Origin of the sequence: Pseudomonas sp. CFII64 (assembly GCF_000416235.1) — a bacterium.
GTDB lineage: Bacteria > Pseudomonadota > Gammaproteobacteria > Pseudomonadales > Pseudomonadaceae > Aquipseudomonas.
This window is the reverse complement of sequence record NZ_ATLO01000032.1, coordinates 51904-67833: the sequence shown is the minus strand read 5'-3', so window position 1 is coordinate 67833 and position 15930 is coordinate 51904. Positions and strand designations below refer to the sequence as shown.

General features: G+C 58.3%; 15 protein-coding genes. 7 read left to right on the top strand and 8 right to left on the bottom strand.

The features are described from left to right. Positions 1-18: 18 nt before the first annotated feature. From CFII64_RS14890 to aspA, 3 genes are all read right to left on the bottom strand, one after another. A complete protein-coding gene (locus tag CFII64_RS14890) occupies positions 19-1023 on the bottom strand; it encodes an asparaginase (protein ID WP_020291621.1) in 1005 nt (334 codons plus the stop codon). Between the two features lie 28 nt (positions 1024-1051). Continuing rightward, complete coding sequence (locus tag CFII64_RS14885; RefSeq protein ID WP_020291620.1) at positions 1052-2503, bottom strand: sodium:alanine symporter family protein; 1452 nt, start codon at positions 2501-2503, stop codon at positions 1052-1054. 229 nt (positions 2504-2732) lie between these two features. Continuing rightward, complete coding sequence (gene aspA, locus CFII64_RS14880) at positions 2733-4157, bottom strand: aspartate ammonia-lyase (protein ID WP_020291619.1); 1425 nt, start codon at positions 4155-4157, stop codon at positions 2733-2735. A gap of 322 nt (positions 4158-4479) precedes the next feature. Here aspA and CFII64_RS14875 point away from each other — a divergent pair, with 322 nt between their 5' ends. Next, positions 4480-5391, top strand: coding sequence for a LysR substrate-binding domain-containing protein (locus CFII64_RS14875; protein WP_020291618.1), 912 nt, complete (start codon positions 4480-4482; stop codon positions 5389-5391). 46 nt (positions 5392-5437) lie between these two features. Here CFII64_RS14875 and CFII64_RS14870 read toward each other — a convergent pair whose 3' ends face one another. Then, positions 5438-6079 carry a hypothetical protein gene (locus tag CFII64_RS14870; protein WP_020291617.1) on the bottom strand — a complete coding sequence of 214 codons (642 nt, stop codon included), beginning with the start codon at positions 6077-6079 and terminating at the stop codon, positions 5438-5440. Positions 6080-6466: 387 nt separating this feature from the next. Here CFII64_RS14870 and purE point away from each other — a divergent pair, with 387 nt between their 5' ends. Then, positions 6467-6958 carry a 5-(carboxyamino)imidazole ribonucleotide mutase gene (gene purE / locus CFII64_RS14865; protein WP_020291616.1) on the top strand — a complete coding sequence of 164 codons (492 nt, stop codon included), beginning with the start codon at positions 6467-6469 and terminating at the stop codon, positions 6956-6958. 9 nt (positions 6959-6967) lie between these two features. Next, the gene (locus CFII64_RS14860) at positions 6968-8050 is read left to right on the top strand and encodes a 5-(carboxyamino)imidazole ribonucleotide synthase (RefSeq protein ID WP_020291615.1); all 1083 of its coding nucleotides are present in this window, start codon (positions 6968-6970) and stop codon (positions 8048-8050) included. 38 nt (positions 8051-8088) lie between these two features. On the opposite strand, the gene CFII64_RS29040 is transcribed toward CFII64_RS14860, so the two are convergent. Then, positions 8089-8724: a M12 family metallo-peptidase gene (locus tag CFII64_RS29040; RefSeq protein ID WP_020291614.1), complete on the bottom strand. Its 636-nt coding sequence runs from the start codon at positions 8722-8724 to the stop codon at positions 8089-8091. 269 nt (positions 8725-8993) lie between these two features. Between CFII64_RS29040 and CFII64_RS14850 the strand changes: the two genes are divergently transcribed. Together CFII64_RS14850 and CFII64_RS14845 are read left to right on the top strand one after the other, a co-directional pair. Continuing rightward, complete coding sequence (locus tag CFII64_RS14850) at positions 8994-9239, top strand: GlsB/YeaQ/YmgE family stress response membrane protein (protein WP_020291613.1); 246 nt, start codon at positions 8994-8996, stop codon at positions 9237-9239. A gap of 84 nt (positions 9240-9323) precedes the next feature. Beyond that, positions 9324-9857 (top strand): DUF3299 domain-containing protein, encoded by a 534-nt coding sequence (locus CFII64_RS14845; RefSeq protein ID WP_020291612.1) that lies wholly within the window; start codon positions 9324-9326, stop codon positions 9855-9857. A 120-nt stretch (positions 9858-9977) separates the two neighbouring features. Here the strand turns inward: CFII64_RS14845 and CFII64_RS14840 are convergent, their stop codons facing one another. Both CFII64_RS14840 and CFII64_RS14835 read right to left on the bottom strand, forming a co-directional pair. Continuing rightward, positions 9978-10901 (bottom strand): D-hexose-6-phosphate mutarotase, encoded by a 924-nt coding sequence (locus tag CFII64_RS14840; RefSeq protein ID WP_020291611.1) that lies wholly within the window; start codon positions 10899-10901, stop codon positions 9978-9980. A 97-nt stretch (positions 10902-10998) separates the two neighbouring features. Next, complete coding sequence (locus CFII64_RS14835; RefSeq protein WP_020291610.1) at positions 10999-11400, bottom strand: acyl-CoA thioesterase; 402 nt, start codon at positions 11398-11400, stop codon at positions 10999-11001. Between the two features lie 442 nt (positions 11401-11842). Here CFII64_RS14835 and CFII64_RS14830 point away from each other — a divergent pair, with 442 nt between their 5' ends. Next, positions 11843-13144: an MFS transporter gene (locus tag CFII64_RS14830; protein WP_020291609.1), complete on the top strand. Its 1302-nt coding sequence runs from the start codon at positions 11843-11845 to the stop codon at positions 13142-13144. Positions 13145-13198: 54 nt separating this feature from the next. On the opposite strand, the gene CFII64_RS14825 is transcribed toward CFII64_RS14830, so the two are convergent. After that, positions 13199-14569: a hypothetical protein gene (locus CFII64_RS14825; protein WP_020291608.1), complete on the bottom strand. Its 1371-nt coding sequence runs from the start codon at positions 14567-14569 to the stop codon at positions 13199-13201. 265 nt (positions 14570-14834) lie between these two features. On the opposite strand from CFII64_RS14825, the gene CFII64_RS14820 reads away from it, so the two are divergent. Further along, positions 14835-15830, top strand: coding sequence for a phosphate ABC transporter substrate-binding protein PstS family protein (locus CFII64_RS14820; RefSeq protein WP_020291607.1), 996 nt, complete (start codon positions 14835-14837; stop codon positions 15828-15830). The last annotated feature ends 100 nt before the right edge of the window (positions 15831-15930 follow it).

The window sequence follows — 15930 nt, the reverse complement described above, 5'->3', positions numbered from 1 at the left end:
TGCCAGCAATCCTGCTGTTTAACGCAGTTCCCCACACAAATCCTGCTCAACCCACATGCGCACCTGTTCGGTGTCCAACCCCGAGCCGAGCAAGGCATGCAGTTTGCCCAGCGCGGCTTCACGCGTCATGCCGCCGCCGGACAGCACGCCGACCCCACGCAAAAGGCTGCCTGCTTCGTAGACGTCCAGCTCGACACCACCTTCATGGCATTGCGTGATCGCCACGACGCAGATCCCGCGCCGGTACGCCCGGTCGAGGCTGGCCAGAAATTGCGGGTCGTTGCTCGGACCGGTGCCGCTGCCAAAACATTCCAGCACCAGCCCCTGAATGCCGCTGTCGATCATGGCGTCCAGCTGAGCGGCGCCAATACCGGGGAACAGCGGCAGCACGGCAACGCTGGCCAGGGTTTTTGGCTGACGGTAATGCAGCTGTGCAGGGCGCGGATCGGCTGACTCGCCGCCATGGGAGCGATTCAGCGCCGCGAAAGGATGGCGTCCAAAGCTGCGGATTTTTGCGCAACGAGTCGGTGCTAGCAGCTCGCCGTGGAAGTACAGATGCACGCCCGACGCGAGACCTTTGCCCAAGGCGAGCAAGGCACAGTTGACGTTTTCCCAGGCATCGCTGCCGGGAGCGCCCGCTGGCAGCATGGAGCCGGTGAACACCACCGGAGCGTGCAGACCCAGCAACTGGAAGCTCAACGCCGCCGCGCTGTAGGCCAGCGTATCAGTGCCATGCAGCACCAGCACCGCGTCGCAGCCATCGACATCAACCGCTTCGACCACCGCTTCACGCAGGCGCAGCCAGTAGGACGGCGTCATGTTGGCGCTGTCGATCAGTGGCGACATCTCGCGAAAGCGCCACTGCGGCACGATCAGCTCGGGCTGTGCGGCCAGTTGCTCTGACATTCGTGCATCAAAGCCCGAAGCCGGAGCCAGGCCATTGGCGCTGGCTTGCATGCCGATCGTGCCGCCGGTATAGAGGACCATCACTCGCTGAGCGGGTTGTGGCGTGTCATGAGTCATGGCTCTTCTCCGGTAGCGCGTTGGCTGATTATTGGGCTTGGCTGACAGGTTTGGCCGCGACCTCAACCGGATTTACCGGCTGCCCGCTCGGGTTTGCAGGCCATGCGGCGCGATCCAGATCCAGATCCGGGAACTTGCTCGAATCGAACACGGGCGTCTTGATGCCCGCCTTACGTTGAGCATCGTAGTCGCGCAGGATACGCATCGCGACCTTGAACAACATGGCCAGGGCAATCAGGTTGACGAATGCCAGCAGCGTCATGGTGATATCGGCGAAGGCGAACACTGTATTGAGGTCCACGACCGCGCCCCAGAGGATAAGGACCAGCACGAAGATTCGATAGCCAATGATCGCTTTCATCTTCTCGCCAACCAGGAAACGCAGGCTGTTTTCGCCCAGATAGTAGTTGTAGAGAATCGACGTGAACACAAACAGCGCCAAAGCCACACTGATGAAAATCCGGCCCCAGTCGCCCACCACGGCGGCCAGCGAGTTTTGTGCCAGGACGATGCCATTGCCGGTGTAGCCGATGTCATAAATGCCCGACAGCAGGATCAGCAACGCGGTACAGGTGCAAATCACGAAGGTGTCGAGGAATACGCTGAACGCCTGGACCACGCCTTGCGATACCGGATGTTCGACCTGTGCCACGGCCGCCACGTTTGGTGCGCTGCCCAGGCCCGCTTCGTTGGCGAATACGCCACGCTTGACGCCCATGACGATCGCGCTGCCGATGAGCCCGCCAAACACCGGATCAAGGCCGAATGCGCTTTTGACGATGGTCATCAACATGCCCGGCACATGATCGATCTGCAGCACGATCACGTAGATGGTCACCCCGATGTAGATCAGGGTCTTGACCGGCACCAGCAAGTCGGAGATAGCCGCAATGCGCTTGATCCCGCCGATGAACGCCAGGCCCAGCAGCACCACCAGGCAGACGCCTGTGGTGAGGGTGTCGATCCCGAAAGCGTTTTTCAGCGAGTCGGTCACCGCATGCGATTGCAGGCCGTTGAAGGCGAAGCCGAACGTCACCAGCAGCAACACCGCCATGACCATGCCCAGCCAGCGTTTCCCCAGGCCGTGCTGGATGTAATACGACGGACCGCCGCGGTATTGGCCTTCGGAGTCTTTGCGTTTATAGAGCTGAGCGAGTGAACACTCGATGAAGCTGCTGGCCATGCCGACCAGGGCAGTGACCCACATCCAGAACACAGCGCCCGGACCGCCCAGTGTCACGGCAATACCGACACCGGCGATGTTCCCCGCGCCGACGCGGCCGGCAAGGCTGAGCATCAATGCCTGGAATGAACTGAGCTGGCCCGCGCTGCTGCGCAGGCTGTCGCGAAAAACGGCAAACATGTGAAAAAAGTGGCGGAACTGCACGAAGCGCGAACGAATCGTGAAATAGCTGCCTAGCCCTACGATCAGTACGATCAGCACTTTGCCCGAGAGGAAGTCGTTGATGACTTCAAGCATAGATAAATCCTCGATGTTGTTTTTAGGGGGCGCGCACTATACCGGTGCGCTGATCTTGCGTCTGCAATCGTTTTCCGTTTCGTAAAGCACTGACTTCCTTGAAGTTTGTAGTCACTTTCGGTTTTGCGGGTAAAAAAAAGGGTCCGAGAGAATGACCTCTGGACCCTCAAAAGGGAGAGGGGTGTCTAGGCCCTCAGCCTGGTGAGCGTGTTACCTAAATCGGGTTGCGTCAGGCCTTCAGCGGCACGAGGCGTGGAGCGATCATGTTTTCCGGGCGCAGGATGTCGGCCAGCATGGCGTCATCGAGCAAACCTTCTTCGCGCACCAGTTCCAGAACACCCCGACCGCTTTCGAGGGCGATTCGGGCGATACGGGTGGCGTTTTCGTACCCGATGTAAGGGTTCAGCGCAGTGACCAGCCCGATGGAGTGTTCCACCAGTTCGCGGCAGCGTGCTTCGTTGGCGGTGATGCCGACGATGCAGTGCTCACGCAGCATGTCCATGGCGCGTTGCAGCAGGCGAATCGAATCGAAAATCTTGTAGGCGATCAGCGGCTCCATCACGTTGAGCTGCAACTGGCCGCCTTCAGCCGCCATGGTCAGCGCCAGGTCATTGCCGATGATTTCGAAGGCCACCTGATTGACCGCTTCCGGGATCACCGGGTTGACCTTGCCGGGCATGATCGAGCTGCCGGGCTGACGCGCTGGCAGGTTGATTTCGTTGATGCCGGTGCGTGGGCCGCTGGACAGCAGGCGCAGGTCATTGCAGATCTTCGACAGCTTGACCGCCGTGCGCTTGAGCATGCCGGAGAACAGCACGAAAGCACCCATGTCGGACGTGGCTTCGATCAGGTCGGCAGCGGGAACCAGCGGTTGACCGCTGATCGTTGCCAGGCGCGAAACCGCCAGATGCTGATATCCCGGATCGGCGTTGATGCCGGTGCCGATGGCGGTGCCGCCCAGGTTGACTTCAGTGAGCAGCTCCGGCGCGAGGCTGCGCAGGCGGTTCAGGTCTTCGTTGAGTGTGGTGGCGAAGGCGCGGAATTCCTGGCCGAGGGTCATCGGCACAGCGTCCTGCAACTGGGTACGACCCATTTTCAGCACGTGGTTGAATTCCTGGCCCTTGGCCGCGAACGCCTGAATCAGGCTGTGGAGGCTGGCGAGCAGGGCGTCGTGACCCAACAGCAGACCCAGGCGAATGGCCGTCGGGTAAGCATCGTTGGTCGACTGGGCCATGTTCACGTCGTTGTTCGGGTGCAGCTGGTTGTAATCGCCTTTCTCAAGGCCCATCGCTTCAAGGGCGATGTTGGCGATCACTTCGTTGGCATTCATGTTGGTTGAAGTGCCAGCGCCGCCTTGAATCATGTCCACCACGAACTGATCGTGGAAATCGCCACGGATCAGACGCGCGCACGCCTCGCTGATCGCTGCATGCTTGGTCGCATTGAGGTGGCCCAGCTGATGGTTGGCATCGGCTGCGGCCTGCTTGACCATCGCCAGTGCGACAACCAGCTTCGGGTAATGGGAAAGCGGAACGCCGGAGAGGTGAAAGTTGTTCACCGCTCGCAGAGTCTGAATACCGTAATACGCGTCAGCGGGTACTTCGAGCACACCAAGCAGGTCTTTTTCGATGCGCGATGATGCAGGCGAGGACATGATAGAGATGATCTCAAAAAGGGCATGGAACATGCCGGAACGCTGCGAATACTGGCCTTTCAGGTTATGCTTGACCAATGCTGTTAAACGCTGGCCCATGCACGAACGGCATAATGTGCGTGTGACGGGGAAGATGTGACAGGCGTATGAAGAGGTGCTGGTTGGTGCCTGCTCCTTTGCAGGAGCGAATTTATTCGCGAGGCTTTGGTGCCGCCGGGATAGTTTTGTCGGCTGTATTGACGCTTTCCCGGATGAATCCGGTCCTACACAGCCTGTACAGGTTTTGTGTTTATTTCAGTAAACAAGCGGCTCTGGAGAACCGATGAATCTGGAAAGCAAATGGCTTGAGGACTTCAGTGCCCTGGCCGCGACGCGCAGCTTTTCCAAGGCCGCCGAGCGTCGCTTTGTTACGCAGCCGGCGTTCAGTCGCCGCATTCGCAGCCTTGAAGCGGCGTTGGGCCTGACGCTGGTCAATCGTTCGCGCACGCCTATCGAACTGACCGCTGCTGGTCAGCTGTTTCTGGTGACCGCGCGTACTGTGGTCGAACAGTTGGGCGAGGTGCTGCGGCATCTGCATCACCTGGAAGGCGGACAGGGTGAAGTCATGCAAGTGGCCGCCGCTCACTCGCTGGCGCTGGGGTTCTTTCCGCGCTGGATTGCCCAATTGCGTAACGAAGGCTTGAACATCGCCACGCGACTGGTGGCAACCAACGTCGGTGACGCGGTGCATGCGCTGCGTGAAGGCGGCTGCGATTTGATGCTGGCGTTCTACGACCCGGACGCGGCCTTGCAAATGGACGCCGAGATTTTCCCGTGGCTGCACCTTGGGGAAACGCAAATGCTGCCGGTCTGCGCGGCGAACGCCGAGGGTGAGCCGCTGTTTGATCTGGAAGGTGAGGGCAGTGTTCCGTTGCTGGCTTACAGCGCTGGCGCTTTTCTGGGTCGCTCGGTGAATCTGCTGTTGCGGCAACGCAGTCTGCGCTTCACAACGGTTTACGAAACGGCCATGGCCGACAGCCTGAAAAGCATGGCCCTCGAAGGTCTGGGCATCGCCTGGGTGCCGCAACTGAGTGTGCGCGCCGAGCTGGCCCGGGGCGAACTGGTGGTCTGCGGCGGCCCGCAATGGCATGTGCCGCTGGAGATTCGCCTGTATCGCTGCGCCCTGGTGCGCAAGGCCAACGTGCGCCTGTTGTGGCGCAAGCTGGAAGGCGGCGCCGCTCAAGACCCGAGTTGAAGCAGGCCGCTCGACCGATGTGCAGTCGAGCGGCAAACGTGTTACTTCAAGGTGCCTTGTTTAAATAGTCGAGCATCAACTTTTTATTTTGCGCGCTATAGAGGTAGCAATTGGCTCTGAGATTCAGGCGCGTTGGCGTGATGTTTGTTTCGCACCACCAGCCGACCTTGTAGATGACCTCTGATGCTTCATGGGTGCCGCCGAACATATGACCGATCTCATGAGCCGCAGCGGTGTAAGTTGCCATCGATGCAATCGCTGCATAATGACCGGGTTTAGTCAGTCCCAACGTTTTTGCACTGATTTTATTGCGGGTTAAAAGCAGGTATTTGTGAGTAATGAACTGCGGTTTATTGTGCTTGGCGATGTATTGGTCGACCAGCCGTGTCCAGTCGCGAAGTGTGTTTTCTTCATGTCGACCCTGGTAGTCAATGGCAGTGAGCGGGCCTGTGCGCTCGATAAAATCCAGGTAAACCCTGCGTCCGGTAAAACTCTCAAGGTCTTTGAGCAGCCAGACAAAATAGTCGCGGCGGATATGCTCGCGCTCGGCCTGTGGAATATCGTCGTGCAGCAAGACGGTAAGGAATATCGGGCGCTTCTGCGGCGTCTGATCGGCAAAAGCGCATTGCCAGAGCATGCCAAGCATTATCAGGAGTAGCGTGGCAGGTTTAAGAACATCCAGGTTCATAAGCGTTAATCCATTAACGAAAGTGGGTGGTTTCAAGGGTAAGTCCAGACAAATCCCTGATTCCGCCAATCCATGGCGGCGAACACGACGTTAATACAGGTCCAGCGCGTGATACAGCTCGCCTGCACGACATCTGAAGTAATAAATTCTGGATTGAATACGTAGGAAAAATTGTTGCGGCGCGTATTGGCTGGCACCCGGACGGACCCGAAAGCGGCCTGAATGCAGATGGTCGTCAAGGGGGCTGTCATCTGCCAGCTTTACGGTATACTGCGCGGCCTTTGGCCGGTTCGATCGGTCATTATTCGTACAGCAAGCCACGCCGGTCTCCCGCGTGGCTTGTTTGTTTTTTGACGCGCCTGCGGGCGCCCGATGAGAGGCACGACGATGAGCGCACTGGTTGGCGTGATCATGGGCTCCAAGTCCGATTGGTCCACCCTTAGCCACACCGCCGATATGCTGGAAAAGCTCGGCATCCCCTTTGAAGTCAAAGTGGTTTCGGCCCACCGGACACCGGATTTGCTCTTCCAGTATGCCGAGCAGGCCGAAGGCCGTGGCATTGAAGTCATCATCGCTGGCGCGGGCGGCGCGGCACATTTGCCGGGCATGTGTGCAGCCAAGACGCACCTGCCGGTACTCGGCGTTCCGGTGCAGTCCTCGATGCTGTCCGGTGTCGATTCCCTGCTGTCCATCGTGCAAATGCCGGCTGGCATTCCGGTTGCGACGCTGGCCATCGGCAAGGCTGGCGCGATCAACGCAGCGTTGTTGTCGGCCAGCATCCTGGGCGCCAAGCATCCGCAATTTCACGCAGTGCTGAAGAAATTCCGCGCTGAGCAGACAGACAGCGTGCTGGATAATCCAGACCCGCGCGACGCCTGAGGTTTTTCCATGAAGATCGGTGTAATCGGTGGCGGCCAGCTGGGTCGCATGTTGGCGTTGGCAGGCACCCCGCTGGGGATGAATTTCGCATTCCTGGACCCGGCGCCAGACGCGTGCGCGGCTGCGCTGGGCGAACATTTGCGTGCCGATTACGGCGATCAGGATCACCTGCGCCAGTTGGCCGATGAAGTGGATCTGGTCACCTTCGAGTTCGAAAGCGTGCCCGCCGAAACCGTGGCGTTCCTGTCGCAGTTCGTGCCGGTCTACCCGAGCGCCGAAGCCTTGCGCATTGCTCGTGATCGCTGGTTCGAAAAGAGCATGTTCAAGGACCTGGGCATTCCGACGCCGGAGTTCGCCGATATCCAGTCGCAAGCAGATCTCGACGCCGCAGTTGCCAGCATTGGCCTGCCTGCGGTGCTGAAAACCCGCACTCTGGGTTACGACGGCAAAGGTCAGAAAGTGCTGCGCACCCAAGCCGATGTCGCCGGCACGTTTGCCGAGTTGGGCAGCGTTGCCTGTCTGCTGGAAGGCTTCGTGCCGTTTACCGGCGAAGTCTCGCTGATCGCTGTGCGCGCCCGCGATGGCGAAACACGCTTCTACCCGTTGGTGCACAACACGCATGACAACGGCATCCTGCGCATTTCCATCGCCAGCACCGATCACCCGTTGCAGGCACTGGCTGAAGATTACGCCGGTCGCGTGCTCAAGCAGCTGGATTACGTCGGCGTGCTGGCGTTCGAGTTCTTCGAAGTCGACGGCGGCCTGAAAGCCAATGAAATCGCCCCGCGCGTGCACAACTCCGGGCACTGGACCACCGAAGGCGCGCAATGCAGCCAGTTCGAAAACCACCTGCGGGCGGTCGCGGGCTTGCCATTGGGCTCAACGGCCAAGATTGGCGAAAGCGCGATGCTCAACTTCATCGGCGAAGTGCCCGCTGTGGATAAAGTCATTGCCATCGACGACTGCCATCTGCATCACTACGGCAAGGCCTTCAAGGTCGGTCGCAAAGTGGGTCATGCGACGGTGCGCAGCGCCGACCGTGCAACCCTGGACCGTCAGGTGAAGCTCGTCGAAGCGTTGATCAAAGGCTGATCAGTACCGGGCAGCCCGCAATAGGTAGCCCGGTTGCTTCACGGCGTGTTGCGCAGATACTGCGCGACACGCTGGCGGTTGCTGTCGCTGAATCTCAGACACGACTTTTCATTGATCTCTGAAGTCATGTAAGTGCCGCAAGTGGCGTTTGAGTCCGGGTCCATGGGCAGCTGCGCGCCGTCATCATGCAAGGCGCCAAACATGTGGCCCAGCTCATGCGCTGCAATCGGGATGTACGCCGGTGAGGCGATCCCGACTTCCTGCTGGTGTTCGGCCCAACCGACGTTGTTGCCCTGAGTCATCGCGAACAACAGGAATTTTTCGTTCCTGAAGTTGGGATCGGTGAGGTTCTGCGAGCGGCGGTAGTCAACGATCCGCTCGCGAAAGTCATCAAGCGCAACCCTCATGTCGGTGTTCTTGTAGTCCATGGACGTGATGCCGGGTGCATGGCTGATGTAATTGATCTCGATTTCTCGCTGCCCGATCCGGGCCATTTCAGTGACCCAGTGATCGAGCTGACGCGCTTGCAGATCAGCCCCCCGCAACCGGGCCGGAACGTCGTCGTGGATGAAGTAGTGAACTTTGATCGGCGGTTGCGCGGCCATGAGCGGTGATACCAGGCTGATCAGCAAAGCCGCAGCGAGTAAGCGACGGTAAATAGCAGGAATGTTCATGAGTGAATTTCTTGAAGAGTTGATCGGATTGGCCAGATGAATTTTTCATTTGGCCGGCTCAATCAATAGCTCTTCATGTCAGCAGGCAATGAGCCGAATCAGCTGGCGTTGTAGGGCGAGTCAGCCGTTCGGGTCGGAGCGATTGCGCCGTCAAATTGCAATGCAGCGCCTATAGTGTGGAACCATTCTGGGCTGTACGTTCTCAGATGGCAGGACACCGAGCGTCTTATCTACACTTTGGTGTGTCCAATTCATACAGAGGGAATGACATGGGTATTATTGGAACCATCTTCATTGGCTTGATCGTGGGCTTGCTGGCTCGCTTCCTCAAGCCTGGTGATGACAGCATGGGTTGGATCATGACCATTCTGTTGGGTATCGGCGGCTCTCTGGCAGCAACCTATGGTGGCCAGGCGTTGGGCATCTATCAGGCAGGCGAGGGTGCAGGTTTCCTCGGCGCGCTGGTTGGCGCAGTTGTGCTGCTGGTGCTGTACGGTCTGATCAGAAAGAACTGACAGCGAGTAGTTAGCCCTCTGCGCACTCGGCGTGCGGAGGGCTAGAATGCCGGACCTGATTTCATCCTCTTGCCGAGCTTGCCAATGCGACGTCTTTTATTTATTGCTGCGCTGCTGACCTGTGGCCTGGCCCACGCTGAAATCCCCGAAACCGACTGGCTCGAATTGATGCCCAAGTCGGATCAGAAAGCCCTTGAGGCGATGCCCGAGATCGACCACAACTCGCCCGAAGCTCAGGGAACGTTCGACAGCAAGGGCGGCTTGAAGCAGAGCAAAGGCCTGCCGGCGGTCATGTATTCGGCCAAAACCGTGCCGGCCATGAATGGCAAAGAGATTCGTCTGGGTGGCTACCCGGTTCCGCTGGAGACCGATGCGAAGGGCCGCAGCACGCTGTTCTTCCTGGTTCCGTATCCAGGCGCCTGCATCCATGTGCCGCCACCGCCGCCGAATCAACTGGTGCTGGTGCGTTACCCCAAAGGCCTGAAAATCGACGACATCTACACGCCGCTGTGGGTGGTCGGCACGCTGAAAGTCGAGAAGGTCAGCAATGACCTGGCGGATGCCGCTTATGCGATGGAAGCGGCGAAGGTACGGGTTGTGGTTGAGGCGGATCTTTAGCATTTCTTCGTGGGACCGGCTTTAGCCGGGAGGCGAGGGTTCTGACGACGCCGCTGCTACGAATGGGCTGACCTCCTCCCGGCTAAAGCCGGTCCTACGGAATGCATTCCAGAGCCGGTCCTATAATGCCTCTGATGCTTGCGCTTCGATCGCCTCAGCCCAAACGCTGAGCGCCAACACATGCATCTCGTCCGGCGCGAGGGTCACGATGTCGTCGAGCACGTTGGCGGTTTCGACGCAGACCATGCCTTGCCAGCCATCGGCGGCCATGTCGTTGAAGCGTTTGGTTTTTTCCGTCCACGGGTTCCAGACCACGGCGGATTTCGAGCCGCTGGTGCAGATGTGGATCTTGCGCTGCCATTGCGGGTCGACAATGCTCAGCATGTCCGGGGTGTCGAGGTAGATGCGGTCGGTCTCGCCAGCAAACTGCAGCTCGCCGGATTGTTCGCGTTCTTCCCAGTTTTCCAGGGTTTCGATATAGCGCAGGCCGTCGAGGCCTTTGATGCTGATTTCGCGTACATCGCTGACCGCGAAGTAGCTGTGCAGGGCCTGGCTGAAACTCACGGTTTCGGTGCCGGAGTTATAGCTGACGAGGCTCACGTTCAGGGCTTCGTCCAGGCGAATGCTCAGTTTGAGCGCCACGTCGTGCGGCCAGCCCGGCAACTGACCTTCGGCCAAGGGCTGAATGAATTCGACGAGCAGCGCATCGCCGTCTTCGCCAACCCCCAGCAATTCCCAGTCAATGGCTCGTACTTCGCCGTGGGCCTTGGCCGGTTCATCGCTCTGGCGCATGGCCTGAACGCTAAGCGGGTTGCGCTCAAGGTTGCCAAACCACGGCCAGCAAATCGGCATACCGCCGCGAATCGCCTTGCCTTTTTTGAACGCGGCTTGCGCGTTGGGCCAGATCAGCGGTGGCTGGCCATCAACCTGATAACTGACGATGTGCGCGCCTTGTTGGGCAACGACCAGCTGGGCGTCGCCGTGGCGGATGCGCCAGCAATTCAGCTCATCGATAGTGACGGTTTCAACCTGGGGCGTTGGCATCAGTAAGTTCTCGCTCAAGGACGGTGACAGAAATAGACCGTACAAAAGTCGTCGAGTTTACCGTGAAGCGGCCACTGCATGCCTCAGGTGCGGCAAATTACCGCCGTGCGGGGACCGAACGCGTGCGGCCGCTGCCGTCAATGGCGACGAATACGAACACCGCTTCAGTGACCTTGCGCCATTCGCTGGACAGCGGATCATCGCTCCACACTTCAACCATCATCTGGATGGAGCTGCGGCCGATTTCCAGGGCCTGGGTGTAGAACGACAACTGCGCGCCAACCGCCACCGGCACCAGAAACGCCATGCGGTCGATGGCGACGGTGGCGACGCGTCCGCCCGCGACTTTGCTGGCCATTGCGGTGCCAGCGAGGTCCATCTGGGATACCAGCCAGCCGCCGAAAATATCGCCGAAACCATTGGTTTCACGGGGCAACGCGGTGATTTGCAAGGCAAGGTCGCCCTGTGGAATTGGATCTTCTTGTTCGAGCTCGATCATTGCATAGGGTGCCTCTGACCCATGACGCTTAAGTCTTTGCCGCGGTGAATAGACGACGCTGTTACGAGCCGGTTGATGGTTCGAAGCGTCTGAAGGGAAACTCTGCGAAAGCGGCTGTCGGACAGTTGATTTCGCACAGCACCCCCGATACTTTTTCACACACGCTGTAGCCATTCGCGATCTGCGAGTATATCGGGCCGTGCGTCAGGCTACGACCCGTGGACAGGCGATTTAGACCACTTGCAGCTTCTATCTGTGTGCATTTTGAAACAATTTGCTATCGTGCCGGACCCGATCAGGCGGCATGACTGCTTGTATCACGCAATTTTGGTGCCTATCCGCACCCATTGCTTGAGAGAATCGCGGCTGTACGCCATCCCGCCGCAGTCAGCATTGCTATCGCTTACCCATAAGAGACGTCCCTAAGAGAAGAAGCCTTGCCATGTCCTCAGTGCCCTCAAGTATTGCGCAACCGGCGCGCCCGCTGACCCGAAACGACTACAAGACGTTGTCTTTGTCCGCTCTGGGCGGCGCGCTGGAATTCTACGACTTCATCATTTTCGTGTTTTTCGCGACGGTGGTCGGCAAGCTGTTCTTCCCCGTGGACATGCCGGAATGGCTGCGCATGATGCAGACCTTCGGCATCTTTGCTGCCGGTTATCTGGCTCGGCCGCTGGGCGGCATCATCATGGCGCACTTCGGCGACCTGCTGGGGCGCAAGAAAATGTTCACCTTGAGCATTTTCATGATGGCGGTCCCGACCCTGATCATGGGTTTGTTACCGACTTACGCACAAATCGGCATGTGGGCACCCATCCTGCTGTTGCTGATGCGCGTCATTCAAGGTGCAGCCATCGGCGGCGAAGTGCCGGGTGCCTGGGTGTTCGTTTCCGAGCACGTTCCGGCGCGCCACATCGGCTACGCTTGCGGCACGCTGACCTGCGGCCTGACGGCGGGCATTTTGCTGGGTTCGCTGGTCGCCACCTTCATTAACAGCATCTACACCCCGATTGAGGTGGCCGATTACGCCTGGCGTATCCCGTTCCTGCTCGGCGGTGTGTTCGGCCTGTTGTCGGTTTACCTGCGTCGCTGGCTGCACGAAACGCCGGTGTTCGCCGAACTGCAACTGCGCAAGGCCTTGGCCGAGGAAGTGCCGCTCAAGGCGGTGTTGCGCGACCATCGCGGGGCGGTCGCCATTTCGATGTTGCTGACCTGGCTGCTGTCGGCGGGCATCATCGTGGTCATTCTGATGACCCCGACCATTCTGCAAAGCGCGACGTTCGGCTTTCCGGCTGCCGTGGCGTTGAAGGCCAACAGCCTGGCGATTGTCTTCCTGAGCCTGGGTTGTGTGGGCGCCGGTGCGCTGGCCGACCGTTTCGGCGCTGGCTGGGTATTCCTGCTGGGCAGCCTTGGTCTGTTGATCAGCTCGTGGACGCTGTATCACAGCCTCGGCGCGCATCCTGACTGGCTGTTCCCGCTGTACGCCGTGACCGGTCTGTTCGTCGGCACCATCGGCGCGGTGCCATACGTCATGGTCAAGGCCTTCCCGCCAGCGGTGCGCTTCTCGGGTCTATCGTTCTCCTACAACCTGTCCTACGCCATCTTCGGCGGACTGACGCCGATGGTCGTGACCTTCATGCTCAAGTCCAGCCCGATGGGGCCATCGTGGTATGTGGGGATTCTGTGTGTGATGGGCATGGGGATGGGGCTTTACCTGCTGAAGACCGAAGTACGTCGCGGGTAAGCGATTGCACGGATACAAGGCACAGGCCTGCTTTCACAGGCCTGTGCTCTGACTTCAAACCTTGATGGCCAGTACCGCGCCGGAACCTTCGGCTGCGCCAGCGCACAGGATTGTTCGCGGATCTGCACCCTCTACGTAGTTGCCATTGAATGAAAACACTGCGTTCGAGGGTGAGCCGACACTCGAACCGTCGGTAAAACTGGTATCGGGTTTACCTGTTGCATGGAATCGGCCAGCCACTGACCAAGTGTCGATTCCTACTCCACCTCTGCCGAAAGCCACGATCTTCCCGGCCTCGTCTATTAGTGTTCTTGCGTAGTTCCAGGCGTCCCCCGTCGAGGTTGGATGACACCTCAAATACACCGGTTTACCTTGATTGAAACGTTCATCGGCCTTGCCATTGGCCGAGCGCCTCGCAAGCAGGCTTTCCACAATGTCCAACGTCCGATTGAAATGTGAGCCGCTGACCAATAGATGTGTTTCATCACTAGAAATCGAAACATCCTGTATGTGGATTACCTCATCAGGCTCCAGGTCGACAAAACCATCCTGACCAAAGTCAGGGTCAAGGTTGCCATCAGTGTCTAATCGGGCCATGAATCCCACTTTGTGTCCTGTGGGCACATCGTAATAACCGTAGGTGAATAGGTGAGAGCCCATTGCATTCAGCTTTAAGCCATAGAGACGAGTCCCTTTCGCTGCTGAGCGTTGAAACTCCAGGATGCCTCGGTCGGCGAAACTTTCATCCAGTTGCCCGTTGGCGGTAAGCCGTATCAAGAGTGAGCGGGTTTCTGCCACTCCCCGGATGGATGCCGCAAAAATGATCTTTCCATCAGGTAACACGACCGTGCCGACGACCCAGATTGTTTTCTCGGTAAGTGCGGTAAGGTTGAGTACTCCGTCATTGCCAAAACTTTTGTCCAGGCGACCGTCGGATTCAAGTCGCGACATCATCATATTTTCAAAATCGTCTACTTCGGCTTCTGCAAACCGCCTATGGCGTCCGCCGACTAATAGTTGACCATTCTCGAGTTCGATAATCTGCTGCAGCAGTGAATAGTGGGTCGTGCCAAACCTCACCTCAACTGTGCCGTCACCACGCGTGCCGAATGAAGTGTCAACTTTGCCGTCCGAATCAAAACACACCAGCCCGGCATTGTTTGTATAAGGGTCGGGGTTGCCTGGAGTCAGACCTTCATAATAAGTGGCCAGATACCTTAAGCTGTTGCGCATCTGTACGATAGATGACACCGAGTGCGTCTTGCGTCCTCCCATATCGATCAGCAACTTTCCATTGCGACCAAAAGTTTCGTCATACTGCAGCGGATTCAGAGGCGAGGCGCGATCTGAATGACTGCCGTGGCTGGGCGCTTTGAATGCCTGTTCTTCCATCTCCAAGTGTTTACTGCTGAATGTGGGTTCCATGTGTTAAGTCTCCATGACTTATAAGTATTAAAAAGTGATAACGCCTGTTAAGCATAATCAGCGGCTGAAGTGCAATAATATTTTTTGGCAATTGGTGGATAGAAAATTATCGCGAAGCGCTATGTTGCTCAGCCCGTGACAGCAGGCCCAAGCCCTGTTGGTGAAAGAGTCATGCAACTGTCACAATCTTTTCATAAAGTCGTCACGCCGCCCGCCAATACTGACGGCCACGGATTTTTTTGACTCACCTCGCTCGGAGCCGGGTATGAAACTCAAGCGTTTGATGACTGCACTGACCTTCGTAGCCGCTGGCGTGGCGACTGCCCATTCCTTTGCCGCTGTTGATCCTGCGATCAAGCCTTATGTGAAGACCTCCGGCGTGTCGGGCAATCTGTCCAGCGTGGGTTCCGATACGCTGGCAAACCTCATGACCTTGTGGGCCGAGGCCTACAAAAAGGAATACCCCAGCGTAAACATTCAGATTCAGGCGGCTGGCTCGTCCACTGCGCCACCGGCCTTGACCGAAGGCACCGCCAACCTTGGGCCGATGAGCCGCAAGATGAAGGACGGCGAGCTGTCGGCTTTCGAGCAACGTCACGGCTACAAACCTACGGCGATCCCGGTTGCGGTCGACGCGCTGGCGGTTTTCGTCCACAAGGACAACCCGATCAAAGGCCTGACCATGGCGCAAGTGGACGCGATTTTCTCCGTCACTCGTCTGTGCGGTGCCAAGGCTGATGCCAAGACCTGGGCCGACGTCGGTGTCACCGGCGATCTGGCAGGCAAGCCGATCCAATTGTTTGGTCGCAACTCGGTGTCCGGCACGTATGGCTACTTCAAGGAAGAAGCGCTGTGCAAAGGCGACTTCAAGGCCAACGTCAACGAACAGCCCGGCTCGGCGTCGGTGGTCAGCTCCATCAGCAGTTCACTGAACGGCATCGGTTATTCGGGTATCGGTTATAAAACCTCCAGCGTGCGCACGGTGCCGCTGGCCAAGAAAGAAGGCGCCGAGTTCGTCGAAGACAACGAAGCCAACGCACTCAACGGCACCTATCCGCTGGCGCGCTTCCTTTACGTCTATGTTAATAAAGCGCCCAACAAGCCACTGGCCCCGCTGGAAGCTGAATTCATCAAGCTGGTGCTGTCCCGACAAGGCCAGGAAGTGGTCATGAAAGACGGCTATATTCCGCTGCCGTCGAAGGTCGTGACCAAGGCATTGGCGGATCTGGGCTTGCAGGAAGGTGCGGTCGCGGCGAAATAATCGTGAATGCGGCGAGGGCTGCTTGAATCAGGCCTCGCTATTAACTGTACAGTCCGCTGCCAGGATCGTGGGTGGCGGGCTTTTTTGCGTCACCTCGCTG